This is a genomic window from Salifodinibacter halophilus (assembly GCA_012999515.1).
GTDB classification, from domain to species: Bacteria; Pseudomonadota; Gammaproteobacteria; order Nevskiales; family Salinisphaeraceae; genus Salifodinibacter; species Salifodinibacter halophilus.
Genome location: JABEEB010000001.1, coordinates 649,316 through 671,924, shown reverse-complemented (window position 1 = coordinate 671,924; position 22,609 = coordinate 649,316). Strand labels below are relative to the sequence as shown.

The window sequence follows — 22,609 nt, the reverse complement described above, 5'->3', positions numbered from 1 at the left end:
CATAGGACGGTTAAAAGGCTTGGTCGTTTATTTTTTCGCTGCGGCGCGTGCAGCGTTGATCCAGGGCTCGACCAACTGTTTATTGACGCTCTTGTTGGAGCCGAACGCTCGATCACCGGCGAGCCAATTACGAACACCTTGCGTGGGGCCATCCGCGCTTTGAATCGCTAGCTCCAGCTGCCCGAGTTGTGATGGGCTCAGGTTAATCGATTCCAAAAGCGCGTAAGCTTCCGGGGTATCGGATGAAAGTCCTTTTCGAACAATCGTGTAAAGGCGATCGTTCAGGTTGCTGATCAGGTTCTTCGGATCGTTTAGATAACGCAGGTTATAGACGTTGAACGCCCAGTGTGGACGATACAGCGCTACCACAATCGGTTCACGCTCACTGATGGCCTGGTCCAGCTTTTTCAGCATATGCTGCGTGGAGCCAGCTTCATACGTGTAATCGTCAAGATTGTAGCCCGGCATGACATCGTTTTTGATGATACGTGTCTCACCAGCGCCCGGTTCGACACCCACGATCTTGTGATCGAATTGTTCGCCATACGGCGTCAGATCAGAGATGCTTTTGGCTTGTACATAGTCGGGGACAGTCAGGCCGAGCGTGGCGCGGCCCTGATACCAGGGCGCCAAGCGTTGAATCTGATCGCCGTATTCTTGCCAATAGGGTTTGTGCGTTTGGGGAAGCCAAACGTCTTGAAACGTATCGATCGAACCATCGGCTACGCCTGCAAACAAGTCGTCAACGCTTTTGCTGACGACATTGACTTGGTATCCGAAATGATCTTCGAGAATGACTTTGGTCAGGTGACTAAGAGCGACATCTTCGACCCAGCCAATGTTGCCGATCGTCAAGGTCTTAGAAGTGTCGGCAATGGCGCGCCCAATGCCACTACCAGCCAATAGAGTGCTACCGACGGCGGCGCCGCTCCAGCGGAAAAGCCCACGACGGGTTATGCCGGTATCGCCACGCTTGGTGATTTCATAATCGTTTTTTGACGCCATAGCGGAATCCTTAATTATCGACAGCTTTCTAGGAGTCTAGACGATGGGGGAGGGGTTGCCATCTGACCAATTAGTTGTAGAGTCCATCGCTCGGCCGATTGGTATCGAGCGTTTGGCGTGTTTTCTGAATCGATATCCGACGTTCAGAGAACGCGTGTCAACATGGGGAAATCGCATGTTAACGGGAAACGTAAGCGTGTCCGAGAGTACTTATGTTTGCAGGCGGATAAGCCTGTGGCGCGCCTTGAGCCCGACACCGTCGGCCTTGACGACCTTGGTGGAATCAGGCTCTATGGCTAACGGTGTCGCTATTGGCGGCTCGCTAGAGGGAGATTTTCCAAGTTCAGCTAACTATAAACTTGCGTGGAGTCGGCATCCCGCTCTGGCCTGTTTCGTTCGGAGTGACTGCCGCTGCGCGTATACGCCCGTCGAAGGAGACGTGCCCCGATGGACAAAGTAAAAGCATATTTGAACGAGCACACGAACCCGCCGGTGTTTATCACATCGGTTATTCTGCTGTTTACGCTCGTAATCATTGCATCGATATTTCCGAAAGGCTTCAGCGCGGTTGCTAACGCGGTCCTGAGCTTCATTACGACCTATTTCGGTTGGTTGTATGTGTTCTCGACAGCGACGTTCGTCATCTTTGTGATATTCATCGCGCTCAGCCGCTGGGGGACCCTCAAGCTTGGTCCCGATAACGCCAAGCCGGAGTTCGATACCTGGTCGTGGATATCCATGATGTTCACCTGCGGTATGGGGATCGGACTGGTTTATTACGGCGTCTCTGAGCCGATCATGCATTTCAAGAATCCGCCGGTAAGTACTGGCGGGACCGAGAGTGCTGCGACCGCAGCCATGAATTGGACGTTCTTCCACTGGTGTCTTCAGCCTTGGGCCGTCTATATCGTGCTTGGTCTGTCGCTCGGATATTTTTCCTACCGACGTGGTTTACCGCTCAAGCCCGCCGCTGCGTTTTATCCACTCATTGGCGACCGCATCTACGGTCCGATTGGCCACGCCATCGATGTGTTGGCTGTTTTCGGAACGCTTTTCGGCTTGGCCACGTCGATCGGTCTCGGCGCGGATCAGATTGCTGCCGGTTTGAACACGTTATTCGGTATTCCCGGGAACTTGGCGACTGAGCTTCTGATTATCCTTGTCGTCGAAATCGTGGCGATCATGAGTGTCATGTTAGGCGTTGATGCGGGCGTGCGGCGCCTGTCAGTCATTAATATGTGGCTGGCTATCGGGCTTGCGTTGTTCGTGTTCATTGTTGGCCCGACGCTTTATATCCTCGCGAACATCATGACCGATACTGGCTACTATCTGCAGCATTATGTCAATACCTCGCTGCAGTTATGGACTAAGGGTGAAGGACTCCAGTTCCAGCAGGCGTGGACACTGTTTTACTGGGGATGGTGGATATCCTGGTCGCCGTTTGTTGGGCTGTTCCTGGCTCGCATTTCCTACGGCTATTCAATTCGCAAGTTCATCCTCGGCACACTGCTGATCCCATCCGGTGCTTCGGTTATTTGGTTTGTGATATTTGGCCGTACCGCGCTCCACTACATGCTTGAAGGCGGTGACAAGGCGCTGCAGAGCGCGAGCGCGCCACAGGCGATCTTCGTGCTCATGAATCAATTGCCGGTGGGATCGATTGTGTCGGTAATTGCAGGGTTAATCGCCGTTATTGTGGTGACACTGTTCTTCGCCACATCGTCCGACTCGGGGTCATTGGTCATCGATATTCTGACCAACGGCGGCGATCCCAATCCGATCTGGCAGCAACGCGCTTTCTGGGCGATCATGGAAGGTGTGACTGCAGCGGTGTTGCTCATTGCGGGATCGCTCGGCGGCGGTAATGCGTTGAGTTCGCTTCAAACCGCGGCAGTTACGACCGGGCTGCCGTTTTGTATCGTTTTACTCGTGATGTGTTGGTCGTTGTTCAAGTCTTTGAGTGAGGAGGATATGAGCGATAAAACGCCCAATACCGAGCGGCGAGCGTCCGCGTCAGCCCGATAGCGCATACCAACAATTAGAGCGCTAAGGAAAGGTGTCTAGCGCGAGGTGTTCCCACCGAACCACGTCATGAAATAGTGGTTCGGTGGGTAATCTCGCCCGTTCGGTGATATCGACTTAGCGTTATTTGAGACCGAGGAGTAGACATTATGGCTAAGAAAACGAGTTCCTCCAGCCGTCGAGAGCATAAACCGTTCCGCGGCTTCATGGATTTCATGAGTGAGATGAATCGTGCGCAGACACAGTTCATGTTGCAGCACAGTGGGGGCGACGCCAGCGCCGCCAATAGCGGTGCCGCCGCGCACTCGCACGCTTATATTCCGCTAGCCGATATTTTCGCTCAAGGGAATGATCTGGTGATTCGCTGCGAGGTGCCGGGTGTTCGCCAGGATGATATCCATCTGGCCGTGACCAATGGTGTGCTGACGATCTCCGGCGAACGGCACAGTGAGCTCGATGAGGATCATGTGGCGTATTACGCGCGCGAGCGGAGTTACGGTGATTTCCGTCGCGACATGATGCTGCCGGACGGCGTAAAGTCCAATGATGTGACAGCACACACGCACAACGGCTTGCTCGAGATCGTCATTGCTGGCGGCGCTGCATCGAAAACCAACGACATTTCGATCACCGCGAAAGGGGATAGTTAGAGCTTGGCGTAGGCCAGGAGGTTGAGCACCACGGCGTCAAAAGGCGGCGTATAACCCGCCTTTGGCCGGGTGGTGTGGCAGCTGGCGGTCGTTAGACCGACGCTAGGTGCTGCGCAACCCGGTCAGAAAACGCTCGGCGTTTACGGACAGGCTGTCGACGTCGTAGCCGCCTTCTTGTAAAACAACCGTGGGCAGATCGAGTTGGCGCACTAAAGCGCCCAGCCGCGTGAAATCGTCGCTATCCACGTCTACCTTGGACTGGGGATCGTTTTTATAGGTGTCGAAGCCAAGCGGTAGCACAAAGGCATCGGCAGCAAACAAACGAATTGCGGTGAGGGCTTCGTTCAGGCGATCGAAAAAGGCCGACGCTGAGGAGCCGTGCGGCATGGGTAGGTTGATATTAACGCCGTATCCGGGGCCGCTGCCACGTTCGTCCTCAAAGCCAGTAACCACTGGGTAGAAGTTTGTCGGGTCAGCATGAATCGAGATATAGAGAACGTCGGCACGCTCGTAAAATATTTCTTGGATACCCTGACCGTGGTGGATATCCGGATCGAGAATAGCTACTCGGCTAAAACCGCAGCCGCGTAGCCACTCGGCGGCGATGGCCGCGTTGTTCAAAAAGCAGAAGCCGCCGGCACCATCGTGGCGCGCGTGATGGCCCGGTGGCCGACATACGCCATACGCGGCCGGTTCGCCGCGAGCGACCGAGTCTGCGGCCGTAACCGCGGTTTGTGCCGACGCATAAGCGGCTTCCCATGTTCCGGCACCGATTGGCGAACTGCCGTCGGCTTGATAGCGGGCCGCTTCGGCTAGAATGCCACGTAGCGGGTTGGGCGAGCGCACGAAGATATTCGACATCACTTCGTCGCCCCAATCTTCCGAGCCACTGGTCCAACGCCGATGAGCGGATTCTAGAAAACGCAGATAGCCGAGGTCATGGACCGCTGCGATAGGTGCCATGCCGAAATCCGCGGGTGCCTGGACCGACAGGCCCGCGGATTCCGCTCCTTTAATGAGGGGCGGTGTACGCGCCGGCAATTCTTGTGGGGCACGCATCTGCCCACGTGTAAAGTAGCTTTTTGGCTCGTGGCGGTTCTGGGTGTCGTCGAAAAAAGCTTTCACAGTGGGCTCCGCAGTTGTGCGTTAACCGCCGTTGGGAACGGATTGCGCTTCGGTGAATTCGATTAGGCCGTCGCGGCCCCCTTCACGGCCGATACCGGACTGTTTCATGCCGCCGAAAGGTGCGTGTGCGGTCGGCCCCGTGCCGGTGTTCCAGCCGCAGTGCCCGAAGCTAAGTCGCGAGATGATCCCGTGGGCGCGATCAGTATCTTGGCAAAACACATAGGACGCGAGGCCGAACTCGGTATCGTTGCTAGCTTCTACCACTTCCTGGTCGGTTTCGAAGCGGATCAACGGCACCAGTGGGCCGAATGTTTCCTCCTGGGTGCATCGCATGGCGTGCGTCGCGCCGCTAACGACGGTAGGCGGATACAATAAGCTGCGCTCGCTCGACAATTCGTCCGGATGCTGACCGGCTTCTAGGGTTGCGCCTTTGCTCAATGCATCCGCGACGTGCTCGTGCACCTTGTCGAAGCCATTACGATTGATCAGTGGTCCCATGTCGACATTGTCATCCATGCCGTCGCCGACTCGCATGGTTTTGATTTTGGCTACAAGCTTGTTCGTAAACTCTTGATAGACGTCGCTCTGCACATAGATGCGGTTCGCGCACACACAAGTTTGGCCACTGCCACGGAATTTGTTGGCAATCAGGTTATCGACGGCCGCATCCAGATCCGCATCATTACAGACAATGAATGGTGCGTTACCGCCGAGCTCCAGCCCCATTTTCTTGACTTGCGTTTTGCCTTGATCGATGAGGGTGCGTCCGACTTCCGTCGAGCCGGTAAACGAGATCATGGGAACGTCCGGCGATTCGGTCAGTATTTTGCCGATCTCGCTGGATTTGCCCATGACAAGATTGACCATGCCGGATGGCAAGTCCAGTCGCTCGTGGATGAGCTGCATGAGCGTAATCGTGGTAAGCGGGGTTTCGTTGGCCGGTTTGATCACGCTCGGACAGTCGGCGGCTAGTGCCGGCGCCAATTTCTTGGCGATCATGCCGATCGGGAAGTTCCACGGTGTAATCAGACCCGCGACGCCGATCGGGCGGTGATAGATCGTCCAGCTGCAGCCCTTGGCGTTCTCGGGCAGGGTTTCAGGTTCAAGTTCGTCGATGATTTCGGCGAAGTAATCGAAAAAACTCGCCGCATATTCGACTTCGCCTTGCGCTTCCGGCCAGGGTTTGCCGTGTTCCAGGCAGAGCACGCGGCCAATTTCTCGTTTTTCTGCGCGTAGGGCGTCGCCGATGTCTTTTAGCCATTGACGCCGCGTCTGCAAATCGCGCCGGTTTTGGTTGGCACGTTTTGCGGCGGCAACGGCGCGTTCGGTCTCGGCCGATCCCATAACGCCGAATTCGGTCAACGTTTCGCCGTTCGCCGGGTTGATGACGGGCTCTGTTTGATTGCCGTCGGATTGGCACCAGTTGCCATCAACATAGCCGGCGATATTGGTCAAAAGATGGGAGTCGATCATGGAATAGTCAGCCTCGCGCATGGCTCATGCGCTTTTTTAAACGGTGTCGCAGAATTGAACGTATGTGGCCATAATCGGCGATTCAAGCGGCATAGCCGGCTTTTTTGTTGACCGGGTTGAATAACGGCTGACCGGTTTGCCAGCGATCGAGGTTCGCCAAAAACTGGTCGATCAAGGCTTCGCGCCAGCCCACGAAATCACCGGCCATATGGGGCGAGAGCAGCACGTTATCCATCGACCAGAGCGGGTGATCCGCAGGCAGCGGCTCGTTTTCGAAGACATCGAGTGCCGCCCCCGCGATTTGGTTGTTTTGCAATGCATCGACTAAATCGTCGGTAACGACGATCGGTCCGCGCCCAATATTAATCAGGCGGGCATGGGGTGGCATTGCGTTGAAACGTGCGGCATCAAACCAATGACGGGTGGCATCGGTCAGAGGTGCCGCGATGACGACGTAATCGGCTTCGGTGAGCACATCGTCGATATGGGCCGCTGCATGAATACGGCCAAAGACATCGTCGCCTTCACGCGCTCGGCTAGCCACACCGTCGACAGCCATCCCGGCCGCGCGGCACAGTGCCCCGATTTCGTGTCCGATCGAGCCAGCGCCCGCAACCACCACGCGTTTATCGGCGATAGTCTCGGTATCGCGGTGTACCCAGCGTTTTTGCTGCTGGTACACCACGTTATGGCGCGTGTCCTTGGCAAAGAACAAGATCGCGCCGAGCACATACTCCGCGATTGCGTGGTCGAATATGCCTTGAGCATTGGTGATGGCTACATCACTGGTGCGCAGGGCGTCGAACATCAATTGATCAACGCCGGCACTGGCGGCGTGCACCCAGTCGACATTTTTGGCTTGCGGCCAAGTGCGGGCTAGGGCGTCGCTACGAAAGTCTGTAACCAGAACGATTTGGCTGTCCGGTAGTGACTCGGCTAATCCAGCCTCATCGCATACGATCCGTGCATCGACGTGATCGTAGAGGCGTTCAACGCCGGGTGGGCCATCGTTATCGCCGGCTAGTACCGTAACGGTCGGCTTAGGGGCACTCGAATTGCTAATGCTTATCTCACTCACTGGTTTTATCGGCCTGAAAAGGGCTCAGCAGTGCGCTGTTTATAGTCGTGGCAAGCTACGCCGAATGCCGAGATAGGTCAACGAATGACAAGGCTTTCGCGGATGCGCGGCTTCGTTGGCAAGATCATTTGCAATCTGTATTGACCCTGTCTTCGGGCGGGCCTACGCTTAACCTGTAAGTCGCCCAGTAAAGACAGGTATCGGTCGTGGCAGCCAACCCCCGAAACGAAGACAATCTTCTAGCCAACGACCCGGACGAGCGCTATGTGCGCGACCGTTTGGTCTGGAATCCGGCGATGCACGCCATCCCGATTTCGGGCATCCGGCGAATGGTCAATCGTGCCGCGGAGTTGGATGATGTCGCCCATCTTTCGCTCGGCCAGCCGGATTTTGCCGCACCGCAGAAAGTCATCGACGCCCACATACATGCGCTTGAGGCCGGGCAAACGGGTTACACCATGGATGCCGGGCTGCCGGAGTTGTTAACCGCGCTCAAGGAGCACTATAGCGCGCGCTACCGATCCACGCTGTCCGAAGACAACTTCCTGATCACCACGGGTGCGACCGAAGGCATCTATCTGATGTTGACGGCGATGGCTGCACCAGGCCGTGAATTCATCATCGCTGATCCGACATTTTTACTCTATGCGCCGCTAATCCGTATGAACGGCGGTCAAGTCCGAATGGTGCCGACTTCGGCTTCCGAAGGCCATCAGCTCGATGCGGAACGAATCATCAACATGATCGGGCCCAATACGCACGCCATCGTGTTGAATTCACCGAGTAACCCGACTGGCACTGTGTATCCGCGCGAGACCATCGAATGGTTGTGTCAGGAAGCAGCCTACCGTGGTGTCGAGATTCTGTCCGACGAAGTCTACGACCACCTGATTCTCGACGATATCGAGTACCCGAGCGTGTTGTCCTGTGCCATGGATCTCGATGGTGTCGCGGTCGTATCGAGTTGCTCCAAGACTTTTGCTATGCCGGGGCTGCGCGTGGGCTGGATTGTGGCCGACCAGAATACGATCCGCACGCTGCGGCGCTACCATATGTTCACGACTACGGTCGCTAACACACCCGCGCAGTGGGCGGCCGTGGCGGCACTTGTCGATTGTGCCGACGATGTCGACCACATGGTGGCCGAATACGCGCGCCGGCGTGACCGGGTCGTCGATCTCGTCGCGGATACACCCGGGCTGACCGGCTATTGGCCGCAGGGCGCGTTCTACATTGCGCCATCGCTGCCCGCCGGCGTCGATGCAGGTAAGCTCGCCATGCGGATGCTCGAGGAGACCGGGGTTTGTGTCATTCCCGGTGACGCCTTTGGTGAATCCTCGAGCAACCTGATGCGGATCAGCTTCTCGACCTCGATGGACCGCATCGAGGATGCGTTTGCGCGTATGCAGCCGTGGATGGCGCGGCAACCGGAGATCGAGCGCGCCTAAACCCAAGTGCGCGTTTTACCGCCGGCACTGTCTAAGTGCTGGCGGAATCGGTTTGGGGAGGCGGCAAACTCGTTATGTCATTTGATGTGGGTGATGAGCTGTTTGTTCTACGTCAGCGGCTAGCGGCGTCGGCGACGATGGGCGTAGCCACGCAGGCGAGGGCGATACGAGGTTATTGTTGTCGTTTTCTAGGCTGTGTCGGTCCGGGGTGCGGTTCGAATAGGTAGTGGCCGATGCCCCATTCGTTCCCCTCGTCGTGCCCGAACAATTCGGCCATGGCCATCAGCCGCAGCCGCCAACTTTGAATCCGGCGGCGGCGTGTGGCGCTAGCCGCATCGGTAAGCAATGAATGGATCGTCTTGCGATTGGCATCGAGTCGGTCTAACCAAGCGTTAGCGGTATCGCGGTAGTGGGTGCCGGATAGCCACCAATGATCGAGTAGCGCCAAATCGGTTTGGAAATGGGCGAATAGATGCTCGCTCGGTATCACGCCGCCGGCAAATAAATGGCGCGCCAGCCAATCGTTGGTGCCGGTATCCATGCCTCGAGACATGAGGAATTTGTGCGCAACCACGTGCACGAAAAGACGGCCACGCGCGGTAAGCCAGCGTCGAATGCGACCGAATAAGGCATGGTAGTTACGAATGTGTTCGAGCTGTTCGATCGATACGATCCGGTCGAATACGCCAGTGCCGGGATCGAATTGGTTGAAGTCACAGATTTCAACTGTGAGGTTGTCCAGGCCGCGCTTGTCGGCACGTTTGCGAATGAATGCTGCCTGGGTTTCGGTATTGGGCACAGCATGCACGCTCGAGCGCGGATAGCGCTCGGCCGCCCATAGCGCCAACGACCCCCAGCCGCAACCGAAATCGAGTATCGCTTGGTCATTAGCCAGGCCGGCACGCTGGGCGGTCAGAGCCAGCATAGCGTGTTCAGCTTCGTCTAGGTTGTCGACGCCAGCCTCGAATAGGGCGCTACTACATTTGTGCCGTGCACCGAGTACGTGGTCGAAAAAAACCGGCGGTAAAACGTCGTTTTGCTCATTGGTTTGACGCGTATGTTCGACGACAGGTCCTGTTGAAGCGCGGTGTATGAATTCGCGCTGTGCTTCGCTGCGAATTTCAGGGTCGCGCGCCTGGGCACTGGTCAAGCGGGTGTCGAGCAAGCGCCGTATACCGGCGCGCGTGCACCAATCCGGCATCCAGCCGCGTTCGCAGGCCTCAATGAATGGATTCTCTCGGTGCACATTCACGGTGTCATCTTGCCTTTCGTTGACCATGGAATAAATATGCTGGTTGCAGCCTCGTTTTCGAAATGGTTGCTAGACCGACAGCGGTAGAATAGAGCTGGATCATTCAACATTGTTGTGTTTGCCGACGCGTCAGCATAGCGCAAGCCACGCGGTGGTCTGTTGAATTCGTCTATGATGGTGAACTGCATCGCCGGGTGCACGACCATTCGGATGCCCGGCAACGATAGGCGCTGAATAAGGAGGCGCGTGTGGTGAGCGTAAATTGGCTAGCTTGGACCATTCTGTTGTTAGCGGTCGTATTCGAGGTTATTGGCACCAGTTTCCTGAACGCGAGCCAAGGTTTCACACGGCCGTGGTTTTCGGTGGCTGTGGTCGTCAGCTACATCGCTTCTTTTGTCGGCCTCGCATTGGCGCTCAAAACGATCGATATGAGCATTGCCTATGCCGTTTGGGCGGGGCTTGGTATCGTTTTCATCACGTTTGTTGGCAGCCTTGTCTTCAACGAAGCGATTACCGTGTCTCGAATGTTTTTTATTGCGCTGATTCTGACCGGCGTGGTCGGTCTTAATTTGCTGCGAACGTGAGATATTTATGAAAGCCTGGTTTATCGATGCTGAGAGTGCGGACAACCCGCTTTACATCGACGAGATCGAAGAGCCTACGCTTGATCGCCAATCCGTGCGCGTCGCGGTTCGGGCGTTTAGCATCAACCGTGCTGATTTGCTCCAGCGCCAGGGGCGTTATCCGCCGCCGCCCGGTTTCGATCCGCTGCGTCCAGGGATCGAATACGCCGGTGAGGTCGTTGAAATAGGGCAGGACGTAACGGAACGCGCCATTGGCGATCGCGTGATGGGGTTGATCGGTGGTGGTGCCTACGCCGATCAGGTTGTGGTTCACGCCCGTGAAACGATTGCCGTGCCTGAAGGCTTCGAGTGGGCACAGGCCGCTGCGGTACCCGAAGCGTTTGCAACAGCTTACCGCGCCCTGTTCCTTGAAGGCGGCGTATGCCCAGGACAGTGGGCACTCATTCGTGGTGCTACCTCCGGCGTCGGTCAGGCTGGTTTGCAACTCCTTTATGCACTCGGTGTGCGAGCGATTGCCACTAGCCGAACATCCGAGCGTTTGAAAGATTTGGACGCGCGGTTCGTCGATGCTGGTTTTGAACGCGCCGCAACGTGGGCGTTGACTGACGGCGATGAAGGCGTTGCCGAAGCGGTTCAGTCCGAGATCGGCGGCGCCGACGTGGTTATGGACTTCGTGGGTGGCGCCGCATTGAATGACAACCTCGACGCACTGGTTGCAGAAGGTACACAAGTCCAGGTCGGCGTCATCGGGGGCGGTGCCACTGATTTCGACGTCGGCAAGATGTTGGCACGGCGCCTGACACTACGCGGCATGACCATGCGCAGCTTGCCGATCGAGCGCAAGATCGCAGTCGCCCGCTGGTTCGAATCCCGCTTGGCACCGCTGTTTGAAGCTGGGCGCTTGGTGCCGATGATCGATCAGGTGTTCGATTTCAACGCGCTCAACGAAGCGCAGGCGGAGATGGCTGCCGGCCAGCATCTAGGCCGGATCGTCGTGACCGTATAATCCCGTTCGGGCGTTTGTCGCAAATGGAAATATCCATTGCAGCCGCTCGCGCGCAGATGGGGCTGTTAGTGATACGCGGCCAAAGGCCTAGTGGCAGCGGCTTAATCGGTAAGCACTAGGTAAGCATGTGGATCGGGCGGCTGTCGGGACTACGTGAGCTCGGTCGCCCGCCACATATACCAACTTGCGACCGAACGATAGGGGCGCCACGATTCGCAGTAACTGGCGAGTTGTTTCGGCTTGGGTAACGTCTGCCATCCGTAGGTGCGGGCGAAGCCTTTGCGGATGCCGAGGTCGTCCACGGGCAAGACGTCGGGTCGCTCTAAGTGAAAAATCAATAGCATTTCCACCGTCCATCGCCCGATTCCGCGAAGCGTGCTGAATGCTGTGATCAACTCGTCGTCGGTGTAATGCGCCAGTTCGGCATCTTTCGGTACATGGCCGTTCTGTGTGGCTTCAGCTAGTCCACGTAGCGCGCGCATTTTGTTGGCTGATAGGCCGGCGCCGCGTAGCTGTTCGTCGGGAGCTGCCAGGATTGATGCTGGACTGAGTGCTGTGTCGCCGCCAAGCGCGTCGAAAAGGCGACGATGGATGGTGGCTGCAGCTTTGCCGGATAGTTGCTGATAAACGATGGCGCGCGTCAAGGCATGAAATACGTCTGGCTCGGCGCGAGGCTCGGGATCAAATGGCCCGGTGCGGTCGATGATGCCTGCCAGTATTGGATCGATGCTTCGCAGATGAGCTTCGGCTACTTGGCGATCGACCGGTCCGATTGTTGCATCGCTCATTTAAGCCTCGTGTTCGTATTGATTTTTGCAGAAATGTCAGCAGGATAACTGTTGCCGGTATATTCGATACTGTGCGTCGCACCTGTCACAGACTGCTCATACTGCCCAGAAGGCCACGATGATTGATCTTTATAGCTGGACCACACCTAACGGCCGCAAGGTCCACATCATGCTCGAGGAGCTAGGCCTGGCATATACCGCGCATCCGATCGACATCGGTGCCGGCGATCAATTCGATCCGGCGTTTGTCGCGATCAGTCCCAATAACAAGATTCCGGCTATTGTCGACCACAATGGCCTGGGTGGACACGAATATTCACTGTTCGAGTCGGGCGCGATATTGCTATATCTAGCCGAAAAAACCGGCTGTCTCATGCCGAGCGAGCCGCGTGCCAAGTTTGAAGTTTATCAGTGGCTAATGTTTCAGATGGGCAACGTTGGTCCCATGCTCGGCCAGGCGCATCACTTCAACAGGGCCGCGTCGGAAACCATCGATTATGCAGTGGCCCGCTACGAAAAAGAAGCCAACCGGCTCTATAGCGTCATGGACAAGCGGCTGGGCGTGTCCGACTACTTGGCTGGCGAGCAATACACGATCGCTGACATCGCGGTCTGGCCATGGCTGCAAGCGCCCGAGTTCCAGGGCGTCGATATTGAAGCTTATCCGAACGTCAAGTGTTGGTCCGATGCCATCGGCAAGCGCGATGCCGTACAAGCGGGTGTCAACGTGCTGATTGGGAGCAAATCTAATCAGTAACCGTGCGAGACCTTATTCGGCCAAGACGACTCAGAACCAGCACTGCTAATGGGCGACATGCCAACAACCGATGCAACCGAAAACCGGTCCGGGCGTAGGATCTGGCTGTTCGGTTATGGCTCGATCATCTACAAAGCCGATTTTGACTATTTTCAAGCGCGACCGGCCTCGATCCGAGGTTGGGTGCGGCGTTTCTGGCAGGGGTCGCGCGATCACCGCGGTGTGCCAGGCTCGCCTGGACGCGTGGTCACGCTTGTTGAACAAGCCGGCGCAATCTGCAGCGGCATGGCGTATCAAGTTTCAGCCGCCGCGTTTGACCATCTTGATGATCGCGAAAAAGATGGCTACCGGCGTATTTCCGTTGACCTCGAGTTTTTCGACGGCGACCAGGGCGAAGGTATCGTGTATCTCGCCGGCCCGGATAATCCCGCGTATCTGGGGCCAGCATCGACGGCCGATATTGCGCGCGATATCGCACACTCGGTCGGCGCTAGTGGCGAGAATCGCGAATATCTATTAGGGCTTGCTGACGGTTTGCGCCGACTCGGGACTGAGGATGCGCACGTATTCGCTGTCGAGCAGGCGCTACAAGACTATCTAGCGGCCGCACAACCGAACGCGTAGGTTCGCGCCTCGGGCAGTCTGTTTGTATAAGCTGATGCTTCTGGTTATTTGTTGGCTCAACCGAGGCACAACGACATGAGCGCAGCGTGGCGCGCGTTCCCATGTAGAGATTTAGGTAAGTAGCCAAATCAGAAGAGGTAGCGCGAGTGCTGTGAAGACACCGTTTAGCCCCATCGCCAAGCTGCTGAATGCACCAGCGGTCTCGCTTTCCTCAAACGCACGTACAGTGCCGATGCCGTGCGCGACGGTGCCGAGCGCAAACCCGCGAGCGGCATTATCTGCGACGCCGATTGCGGTGAGCGTCGGTAGACCGATCACAGCGCCGATCATGCCGGTAATGAGCACGAACACGGTCGTCAGCGAGGCGCTGCCGCCGATCTGTTCGGACACGCCCATGGCGATCGGCGTTGTAACCGATTTCGGCAGCATGGAGATAAGTGTTTGAGGGGCGAGGCCAAAGGCCCAGCTCAGCAGAAATGCCGAACCGATTGCCGTCAAACTGCCCGCGAGTAACGCCACGATAACCGGTACCAGTCGGCTGCGCAGTACGGTGAGTTGGCCGCACAGCGGCACTGCCAACGCGATCGTCGCGGGGCCGAGCCATAAATCGACAAATTTTGCGCCGCGGAAATAGGTGCCATACGACGTGTCGCTAACCAGCAATATGGTCGCCAGGACGGCGACGCTGACCAGCACCGGATTCAATACGGCCAATCCCGTCGTCGCAGAAAGGTGGCGCGATCCGGCGTAGACCACGATCGTAAGCAACAGCCAGAACAATGGATTGGCCGCAAGCATAGCCCAGATGGTGGCGAAGGGGGTCATCATCGGATCAGCGCCGATTCATCAGTCGGGTAACGCCGGCGAATGTTGCCGCGGTGACGATGGTCGTTGTGATGGCACTTGTAATTAAGATGACGATGATGGCCAGGCCATGGCGCTCGAGAATGTGTAGATGGTTCACGATGCCGACGCCGGCCGGCACGAATAACAGCGCGAGGTGGTCGATTAAGGTGTTGCTCGTGCGGCTAAGAGCAGGCGGCGTCGTGCCTCGTAGGGATAGCACAACGAATAGAATGACCAATCCGAAGACTGGGCCGGGCACCGGTGCGCCGGTGAGGCGTGTAATAACAGTGCCCAGCACTTGCAGCCCGATCAGGATGATGAGCGCGCCAATCATGGGGAGTCCGTCGAGCGTGGTTAGCCGGCCACCCGGAGCCGAACCAAGAAGTTGGTTCGGCTCGTGCGGGCTTCGAGGACGCAGCGGCCCCGTATAGCGGGTTGTGCGTGCTCAATCCTGACGTGGTGGCGCCCCATGCTATTCGAAATAGGAAAACGTCTCGCCGGTTTCGATAGCGGCTACCGAGCGATACAGCAGATCAATGACTTGTTCGACATCGGAACGCTGAACCATTTCGACCGTGGTGTGCATATATCGCAGCGGCGGAGCGATGAGCGCCGATGGCACCCCACGGCCGCTGACCGCAAACGAATCGGTATCGGTGCCAGAGCCAGGCGCCTTGGCGTTGCGTTGGAATGTCATGCCGTTTTGTTTGGCGGTGTCAACGATGTGGTCCCGAAGTCGGTTCTGAACCGCCGGCGCGTGGGTGATGACCGGGCCGTCGCCGATTTTGACCGAACCGGCCTTGGTTGCTTCGACCATGGGCGTCGAGGTGTCGTGAGTGGCATCAATCACGATTGCTGCGTCGGGTGTAATCGTTTCCGCGATCATGGCCGCACCACGCAGGCCGACTTCTTCCTGCACCGAATTAACGATATATAGTCCGAAATTAGGTCGAGTCTCCAGCTCGTGGAAGCGTCGTGCCACCTCGGCGATAATGAAGCCGCCGATCCGGTTGTCTAGAGCGCGGCAGACGAACTTATCATCATTCAAGGTTTCGAACGGGTCGGGGTAGGTGACCGGGCAGCCGATGTGAATCCCCAACGCAGCCACTTCATCGGCCGAGTGTGCACCGACGTCGATGAAAATATTGTCGGTCTGTGGTTGTTTTTCCTGCGAGCTGTCGCGGGTGTGGATCGCGGGCCAGCCAAAAACACCGGGGACCACCCCGTTATCGGTGTGGATCGAGACCCGTTTGGACGTCGCAATCTGGTGATCGCTGCCGCCGTTGCGGATCACGTAGAGCATGCCGTTGTCGGTAATATGATTAACCATCCAGCCGATCTCGTCGGCGTGGCCCTCGATGACGACTTTATAGTCGGCGTCGGGGTTGATGACCCCCACCGCCGAACCGTAGCTGTCAGTTATGAACTGATCCACGTACGGCTTCAGGTAGTCCATCCAAAGCCGCTGCCCGCCGGCCTCGTAACCAACCGGGGCCGGGTTATTCAAATAGCGTTCGAGAAAATCGAGCGCGTGGTCGTCGATTGTGTAAGCGTTTTTAGTCATGTTCTTTTGGAGCAGTTCGCGAGGTTTGAGTCTGGTGGCAGGTGGCAATTTTATCGCCATTGCCATTGCCATTGCTGGTATGGAATAGCGATGCGCTAGCGTTGGAGCCACTGCCTTTATTCCACCATACGATGTCATCGTTGGTATAGCGGGCGCCATCCGCCGACCGGGTGAGGGTGAGTGTATGTTGGCTGCCCTTATACGGGATCACAGCGGTGTGATCGTTGGGGTAACGCACTTCACGGTCATTCGAGTGGTCACAGGCATAAGTCACACGGGCCACGGAATGACCAGCGTTAGCGTCATCGTTGTCCTGAGGTAGCGTATTGGGTGCGCAGCCCGCGCCGATGGCAGCCGTGGCGAATGCCGCCACAGTTATTAAACACTTATGTTTGCTCATAGATGCGTCCTTACCATTTACCTATCAGGTCAATTAATATTGATAATTGACTGAAAATGAATGTCTTGATTGGCCATTCTATATGCGATCGTCTACTGCGGCCCAGGTTGGAACGGGGTGTTTGCGTCGCGCGCTTTGTGTGGGCCAGATTCCGGTCAATATAGATACCATCAACTTTGCTAAAGCGGTTGTGGCGCCATCACCCGATTAACTAAGGTTGGTTATATCGACACGATAATACGCTAGGCACGACCGGTAAGGTCTTGTTACAGGTCGCCGTGGCGTCAGGTCGAAGCCCGTGCAGGCATTGATTTTTGTGCTCTCGATCGATGATTTGTCGTACCTTGGTCCCACGTTTGCTGGCGCGCTCGGGCAACGCGTTCCATCACCACTTATATGTTCGCTTGGCTTAAATATAGTCGGTTAGGCCGGGGGTTCCGCGGCGGTGGTGGTAACTAGCGCGCTTGCGCCTTTTGCCTATGCGTTTCCGGCGTCCCAGAGTTCATCTGAGGTCGATCTGTCAGGCACGGCTTAAACACGCCCATCGTGGGACAAGGCGCAGTACCGTCTTAGGTCTTACTTCCAAAAGATAGCGAATCCGCCCAATACCACGGCTGTATTTCGTCGAAAGATAGCGATTGCCACTTGGTCGCATCTTCGCGAACAGGCACCGCTATCTCAACCAACTCACGCCATATTGCGAGCCGCTCTTGGCAAATACCGCAAGGAGCCATCACATAAAATGGCTGATTGGGCCCATCCCGGGCCACGCATACTGAAGCGGTTACAGATTTGCCGAGGCGAAATGCTTCGCAATAAGCACCCGCTTCGTAGCAGAGGTTTGAAGCTTCGTTGGGCGACTCGAAGCCAACGCTAGTCAAAATGACGTTATCGCTAAGATATACGGCGGCTGCTCCGCCTACTCCGTTGGGGAAACGGGCAATAGTTTGTGCTTGCGCGGCCTCGACTAATTTTTGGTCTACCGGCATCACCTTCTTTCCTCTATCTAACGCTCAAATCAGTTATGGCACAGCCGGCATCAACCGAGTGATGGCATGGATGCCTTTCACCCTTTAAATCGAGAATATTACCGCAACCACATAGATTTACGTTCTGACACCGTAAAGAAGCAAAATAGGGCGATTTGCTGGGTGGCTTTTATCCACGCGTGACTTAATCGCCGAAGGCGAGGCTGAGCCCGAGGCTGATAAATACACAGCCCAATGCGCGATCCAACCACTTCCCAATCGCTTTGTTATTACGCAGGTGCTTTGAAATCTCACCCGCACCCAAGATCAGCATGGCCTCGCAGATACTCGCGATTACGACTACGATCGTGCCCAGCACGATCATCTGCCACCACGCGGCACCTTTGGAAGGGTCAACAAACTGCGGCAAAAAAGCGATAAAAAAGATAGCGACTTTCGGATTCAGGATGTCGACCAACACACCCTGAAGGTATAGCTGTCGCGATGTCGTTTTGTTCGCTATACCAGTGTCCACCTGAAAGCTCATGCCGCGCGACCGTAAAGCCTGAATACCGAGCCAAATCAAATAGCCAGCGCCCATTAGCTTAATCGCCAGAAACGCAGTTTCGGAACTCGCGATCACGGCTGAAATGCCCAAGGCGGTAGCGATCACATAAGCCATTGCTCCAGTACATACGCCCCAACTCGATAAAAAGCCGGCCAAGCGGCCCTGCGCCACGGTGCGACTAACGATGTAGACGTGATCCGCACCTGGCGTGATATTTAATAAGGTTGCGATTGATAGGAACAATAAGAATTGATGAGCGCTTTCCATAAAATAAACTCTTCTGCAGTCGCTCTGTCTACTTATGGTGACGAAGCTCATTTTGAGCCGCTTGTGCTCGTATCCAAAACCTAGCCGAAGGCAAGTATACGATAGCCGACGTCAAAAAACGCCCATATTTACGAGTGACAACCCCATGCCCACCATTGCGGCTGACTTGACGGTGGTAAAGGATACAAAAACCTGCGCTTGAGAGGCCCAAGGGCAAGGTAAAGCAGCCAGCCAGAGACCAGGCGATCAAGGCAAATCATCGAGCAGGTTGGGCGGATACGCTGGATCCGCCGGCCCAGGTGGATGGGATCGAGCGATCCGATCCAGCTAATCAGCTAGAAATGTATCGTTTCCGGTTTCCGGGATCGGGTTCAGATGCACGAGTGCTCGATTGTCGTGTATTTCACTTAGCAGATAGCCCCGAAATAAAGAGACTTCGAACACGCCTGTCCTTCAGGGGCTACACTACATTGCTTTGTTATTTATTCCTACTTGTGCTCCCTTGGTTCTTGCGATGCAGAGGAATCCCAATAATCCATGGCCAAAGCCTGTTCGCTTTTGGCGACCACGGTGGTCCCGGTTAAATCGCCCGTGACATTCAGGCCCGTTCGACCCATATCCAGAAGGGCATCAATACCGAGGATCATTGCATAAGCGGCTGCAGTTGCCGACCCATTTTCGATGGGCAGGCCAACTGCCTTAAGTGCCATCAGCAACATAATGGCACCGGCGCCTGGCACGCCGGCAGTGCCGATGGATGCCAGTACGGCGGTCAACATGACTGTGACTTGCTGGGCAAAAGACAGCGGCGCACCAATGGCGAATCCGATGAAGATGACGCATACGCCTTGATAGATGGCTGTGCCATCCATGTTGATCGTTGCGCCCAGGGGCAATGTAAATGAATACACTTTTCGATTAATGCCGAGATTGTTTTCGGCTCGCCGCATCGTTACGGGTAACGTGCCGCTGGAGGTGCGTGTCACGAATGCGGTGATCATGGCTTCGCGCGCGCCTTTGAGAAAGGTGATGAAGCTTAGTTTATTGAGTGTTAACAGTCCGCCGTAGACCACCACAAGATGAAAAGCCAACCCCAGATACACAGCGACAATAACCATCCCCAACGAGGTTATGGTGGACGCGCTTTGTTTAGCGAAAACGACTGCAATCAAGGCGAAAACGCCAATCGGCGCATATTGCAGGATCCACCGCACGATAAGAAACATTATTTCAGCTGCGCCATCGAATAATGTATATAAGGTCTCTCCGGCGTTGCGCAGCCGCGGCTCGTTGCTGTTCCGTAGAAAAGAGAGGCCGATGCCGAATAAAATCGAAAAGAAAATAACCGGCAGTACATCGCCGGAGGACAAGGCGTCGAAAAAGTTCGTCGGGATGACGTTAATCAGAGTCTGTATTAAAGAGGGTTGGTCGACCGTGGCATCCGTTGTGCCGCTGGTTAGATTGAGACCTTTGCCGGGCTGAAAAATGTTGCCTGCTATCAGGCCGATTGCGACCGCAATGGCTCCGGTCAGGATGTAATATACAAAAATCTTAAGACCGGTTTTACCCAGCTGAGCTGGGTTAACACTGGCCGCTCCGAGAACCAGGGTTGAAACAATGATCGGCATGACGATCATTTTTAAGAGATGAACAAATATTTGGCCCAGAGGTGACACCCAAAGTATATGTTCACCAGCAGCCAGCCCCGTGATTATGCCAAGAACCAGGCCAATGAGTATTTTAAGTAATAAATTGGTATTAAAATACCACGCCATGAATCCGTTCTGTTTATTTTGGCTTGCCATAATTACTAAACCATTTCATCTATTTGCGGCGCTTGATTCGGCATCAAAGATGTTTAATGCCTATAATCTTATTAACTTAAATAGATTATTTAGTATTTGTCAATAAAACCTTTTTCCTATTGACGCGGGATAATTCCAATGTGGCCAGCCTGCCGCCTGGTAATTTACAAGGTTGCCATGGCCCGGCATTCAGAGTTTTGCCAGCAATTGATTCTTTGGAAAATGGCGTCGCCAGATAACCGGTCCGTGCCGAATCTGGCTATTATTGGTAATCCGCAGTTCGGTCCAACAGAGCAGTAATGCGCATTTACTATTGGCAACGTATGACAACCGCCGAAATCGCCGATGTGGCAGCCACGCATGCTGTTGCGCTGTTGCCATTGGCAGCGATCGAGCAACACGGCGCACATTTGCCGCTCGATACCGATGTGGTGGTTGGAGAGGCTATCGTCACGCATGCGCTTGGCGAGATCGAATCGGGCAGGGCGGACGATTCCGTATCCGTGATAGTGCTGCCGACCCAATCTATGGGAGCAAGCGTCGAACACGCGAATTTCTCGGGTACGCTCACTCTGTCGTCGGAAACCGCCATGGCAACGATCGAGGCGCTTGGGCAAAGCGTTCGGCAGGCAGGCATTGAGCGTCTGGTCGTGTTCAACAGTCATGGTGGTAACACCGCCGTATTGGATGCGGCGGCCCTCAACTTACGGGCCTACCATGGATTACATGTGATTAAAGCCACGTATTTCCGGTTCGGCACGCCGGATGCGGTCGATGACTTTGATGAACTAGCCCAGGATCTGCATGCCGGCGCGTTGGAGACATCGATGATGTTGCACATTGCTCCCGATGCGGTTCGACGCGACCACATCCCGCCATCGACCCGGACCAAGCATGCGCCGGCCAGTCAGTGGGTGGCGCCGGAAGGCCGGGCGGCTTACGCTTGGCTCGCTGAAGATTTTGGCGATGATGGTATTGCCGGCGAGCCGGCCCGGGCCGATGGTGATATCGGTCGGCAACTAGTCGCTTATTTCGGCGGGTGTCTGGCGGCTGTCATTCGAGAGACAGCCGATTTGCAATTGCCGCGTTGACCGAACCCCACAGAGGTGTCGCCGGTGCCGAGTTTGCGTTCCTGCCGCAAGCTCGATTTAACGTTCGGCGCTGTGGTCCAGCAGATTATCGAGCCAGTGGCCGGCCCGCGTGGCCTTGGCGTTCAGATAGCCACGGTTTTGCGGCGTTAGATAGCCGTAAATCGCTTGGCGTGCGGCGACCGCAATGCCGTTTTGACGCATAGCGTCCAACTTGGCCGGATTGTTGGTTAGCAGATCGATGGTGTGGATATCGAGTGCGGCAAGCATTTCGCTCGCTATCGTGTAGCGTCGTTCGTCCTCGCTGAAGCCGAGCACCTGATCGGCATCGATCGTATCGAGGCCGTCGTCCTGAAGATGGTAGGCGCGCATCTTGTTGGCCAGGCCGATACCGCGCCCTTCCTGGGCGAGATACAGTAATACGCCACCGCCGCGCTCGCCGATGGCAGCGACACTGCCGCGTAGTTGTTCGCCACAGTCACAGCGAAGGCTTCCGAACAAATCGCCGGTCAGGCATGCCGAGTGCAGGCGCACAGGCACCGGAGTTGGCCAGTGTTGGCTGTCACCAATCAAAATCGCGATGTGCTCGCGCATGCCGTCCGGTTCGCGAAATACAACGAAACGCGTGCTGGACGCGTCCGCGAGCGGAACCTCGGATTCGCTAACACGCTTGAGTGGCTCCGGCCGCCCGGCCTCGTACGCGTGCACCGTGGCTGGTTCGATCGATAACAGATCGCGCGTATCAACGTCGGTGTCGAGCTCGCCCCGGGCATCGACGCCAATCGTGGCCACCACCGCGGCCGGGATGAGTAGCGCACAGCGCATGAGAAAAAGGGCCAATGTGTCGATATTGTCGTCCGGTCCGGGGCCGATACGGCCGGCGTCGATTTCAACGTCCGGTGTGCAGGCCCAGCGGATGACATCGTCGGCGGCATCCGCGGCTGTAATGCCGATGCGGGCATTGCTTGTCTCGTTTGCTTGTGACGCGATGGATTTGACGCTCGCCAATCGGTGACCGGTCACGACAAGCGCCGGATTATCATCGGCGACATGGCGTAGTCGTCCCAGCGCGTTTTCATCCAGATGCTCGACGGGCCAGATCAGAACGTCGACAGTATCGTCGCGTAACCGGATCGGCAGACCGCGGCGTAGATCGAACAAACAGCGCTCAACGTGTTCCATGGCGTTAAGAGATATCCGTGAGTAGTCGCCGCGGACGGCGACGAGCGCCGCCGGCGGTTATTTGGTGTGCGAGTATGCCGCGCAGCCTGGCGCACGTCGATTTTGAACC

General features: G+C 56.2%; 22 protein-coding genes. 8 read left to right on the top strand and 14 right to left on the bottom strand.

Annotation, left to right across the window (positions count from 1 at the left end):
• Positions 1–27: 27 nt before the first annotated feature.
• Positions 28–1,005 (bottom strand): glycine betaine ABC transporter substrate-binding protein, encoded by a 978-nt coding sequence (locus HKX41_03045; GenBank protein ID NNC23134.1) that lies wholly within the window; start codon positions 1,003–1,005, stop codon positions 28–30.
• A 447-nt stretch (positions 1,006–1,452) separates the two neighbouring features.
• Here HKX41_03045 and HKX41_03040 point away from each other — a divergent pair, with 447 nt between their 5' ends.
• The gene (locus HKX41_03040; GenBank protein NNC23133.1) at positions 1,453–3,030 is read left to right on the top strand and encodes a BCCT family transporter; all 1,578 of its coding nucleotides are present in this window, start codon (positions 1,453–1,455) and stop codon (positions 3,028–3,030) included.
• Between the two features lie 146 nt (positions 3,031–3,176).
• Positions 3,177–3,677: an Hsp20/alpha crystallin family protein gene (locus HKX41_03035; protein ID NNC23132.1), complete on the top strand. Its 501-nt coding sequence runs from the start codon at positions 3,177–3,179 to the stop codon at positions 3,675–3,677.
• Positions 3,678–3,779: 102 nt separating this feature from the next.
• On the opposite strand, the gene HKX41_03030 is transcribed toward HKX41_03035, so the two are convergent.
• The 3 genes from HKX41_03030 to HKX41_03020 all read right to left on the bottom strand — a co-directional run bounded on the left by HKX41_03030 (position 3,780) and on the right by HKX41_03020 (position 7,338).
• The gene (locus HKX41_03030) at positions 3,780–4,802 is read right to left on the bottom strand and encodes a histone deacetylase family protein (protein NNC23131.1); all 1,023 of its coding nucleotides are present in this window, start codon (positions 4,800–4,802) and stop codon (positions 3,780–3,782) included.
• 21 nt (positions 4,803–4,823) lie between these two features.
• A complete protein-coding gene (locus HKX41_03025) occupies positions 4,824–6,275 on the bottom strand; it encodes an NAD-dependent succinate-semialdehyde dehydrogenase (protein NNC23130.1) in 1,452 nt (483 codons plus the stop codon).
• A gap of 82 nt (positions 6,276–6,357) precedes the next feature.
• Positions 6,358–7,338: a D-2-hydroxyacid dehydrogenase gene (locus HKX41_03020; GenBank protein NNC23129.1), complete on the bottom strand. Its 981-nt coding sequence runs from the start codon at positions 7,336–7,338 to the stop codon at positions 6,358–6,360.
• Between the two features lie 311 nt (positions 7,339–7,649).
• Here HKX41_03020 and HKX41_03015 point away from each other — a divergent pair, with 311 nt between their 5' ends.
• Entirely contained in the window at positions 7,650–8,801 is a 1,152-nt protein-coding gene (locus HKX41_03015) for an aminotransferase class I/II-fold pyridoxal phosphate-dependent enzyme (GenBank protein ID NNC23128.1), read from the top strand.
• A gap of 172 nt (positions 8,802–8,973) precedes the next feature.
• On the opposite strand, the gene HKX41_03010 is transcribed toward HKX41_03015, so the two are convergent.
• On the bottom strand, positions 8,974–10,080 hold the full coding sequence (locus HKX41_03010; protein NNC23127.1) for a class I SAM-dependent methyltransferase: 1,107 nt from the start codon (positions 10,078–10,080) through the stop codon (positions 8,974–8,976).
• Positions 10,081–10,304: 224 nt separating this feature from the next.
• Between HKX41_03010 and HKX41_03005 the strand changes: the two genes are divergently transcribed.
• Together HKX41_03005 and HKX41_03000 are read left to right on the top strand one after the other, a co-directional pair.
• The gene (locus HKX41_03005) at positions 10,305–10,637 is read left to right on the top strand and encodes a multidrug efflux SMR transporter (GenBank protein NNC23126.1); all 333 of its coding nucleotides are present in this window, start codon (positions 10,305–10,307) and stop codon (positions 10,635–10,637) included.
• Positions 10,638–10,644: 7 nt separating this feature from the next.
• Complete coding sequence (locus tag HKX41_03000) at positions 10,645–11,643, top strand: NAD(P)H-quinone oxidoreductase (GenBank protein NNC23125.1); 999 nt, start codon at positions 10,645–10,647, stop codon at positions 11,641–11,643.
• 149 nt (positions 11,644–11,792) lie between these two features.
• Here the strand turns inward: HKX41_03000 and HKX41_02995 are convergent, their stop codons facing one another.
• Positions 11,793–12,431 carry a DNA-3-methyladenine glycosylase 2 family protein gene (locus HKX41_02995; GenBank protein ID NNC23124.1) on the bottom strand — a complete coding sequence of 213 codons (639 nt, stop codon included), beginning with the start codon at positions 12,429–12,431 and terminating at the stop codon, positions 11,793–11,795.
• Positions 12,432–12,549: 118 nt separating this feature from the next.
• Between HKX41_02995 and HKX41_02990 the strand changes: the two genes are divergently transcribed.
• Together HKX41_02990 and HKX41_02985 are read left to right on the top strand one after the other, a co-directional pair.
• Complete coding sequence (locus HKX41_02990; protein NNC23123.1) at positions 12,550–13,188, top strand: glutathione S-transferase family protein; 639 nt, start codon at positions 12,550–12,552, stop codon at positions 13,186–13,188.
• Positions 13,189–13,236: 48 nt separating this feature from the next.
• A complete protein-coding gene (locus HKX41_02985; protein ID NNC23122.1) occupies positions 13,237–13,812 on the top strand; it encodes a gamma-glutamylcyclotransferase in 576 nt (191 codons plus the stop codon).
• A gap of 111 nt (positions 13,813–13,923) precedes the next feature.
• Here the strand turns inward: HKX41_02985 and HKX41_02980 are convergent, their stop codons facing one another.
• From HKX41_02980 to HKX41_02950, 7 genes are all read right to left on the bottom strand, one after another.
• Positions 13,924–14,637, bottom strand: a complete 714-nt coding sequence (locus HKX41_02980) for an LrgB family protein (GenBank protein NNC23121.1) — start codon at positions 14,635–14,637, stop codon at positions 13,924–13,926.
• A 7-nt stretch (positions 14,638–14,644) separates the two neighbouring features.
• A complete protein-coding gene (locus HKX41_02975) occupies positions 14,645–14,992 on the bottom strand; it encodes a CidA/LrgA family protein (protein NNC23120.1) in 348 nt (115 codons plus the stop codon).
• A 138-nt stretch (positions 14,993–15,130) separates the two neighbouring features.
• A complete protein-coding gene (locus HKX41_02970) occupies positions 15,131–16,201 on the bottom strand; it encodes a M42 family metallopeptidase (protein NNC23119.1) in 1,071 nt (356 codons plus the stop codon).
• A gap of 13 nt (positions 16,202–16,214) precedes the next feature.
• On the bottom strand, positions 16,215–16,622 hold the full coding sequence (locus HKX41_02965; GenBank protein ID NNC23118.1) for an MliC family protein: 408 nt from the start codon (positions 16,620–16,622) through the stop codon (positions 16,215–16,217).
• Between the two features lie 569 nt (positions 16,623–17,191).
• The gene (locus HKX41_02960) at positions 17,192–17,611 is read right to left on the bottom strand and encodes a cytidine deaminase (GenBank protein NNC23117.1); all 420 of its coding nucleotides are present in this window, start codon (positions 17,609–17,611) and stop codon (positions 17,192–17,194) included.
• Between the two features lie 184 nt (positions 17,612–17,795).
• Complete coding sequence (locus tag HKX41_02955) at positions 17,796–18,425, bottom strand: LysE family translocator (GenBank protein ID NNC23116.1); 630 nt, start codon at positions 18,423–18,425, stop codon at positions 17,796–17,798.
• Positions 18,426–18,913: 488 nt separating this feature from the next.
• Positions 18,914–20,230, bottom strand: coding sequence for a dicarboxylate/amino acid:cation symporter (locus HKX41_02950; protein ID NNC23115.1), 1,317 nt, complete (start codon positions 20,228–20,230; stop codon positions 18,914–18,916).
• Between the two features lie 323 nt (positions 20,231–20,553).
• Here HKX41_02950 and HKX41_02945 point away from each other — a divergent pair, with 323 nt between their 5' ends.
• Positions 20,554–21,321, top strand: coding sequence for a creatininase family protein (locus HKX41_02945; GenBank protein NNC23114.1), 768 nt, complete (start codon positions 20,554–20,556; stop codon positions 21,319–21,321).
• A gap of 57 nt (positions 21,322–21,378) precedes the next feature.
• Here HKX41_02945 and ribA read toward each other — a convergent pair whose 3' ends face one another.
• A complete protein-coding gene (gene ribA, locus HKX41_02940) occupies positions 21,379–22,500 on the bottom strand; it encodes a GTP cyclohydrolase II RibA (GenBank protein ID NNC23113.1) in 1,122 nt (373 codons plus the stop codon).
• Between the last annotated feature and the right edge of the window lie 109 nt (positions 22,501–22,609).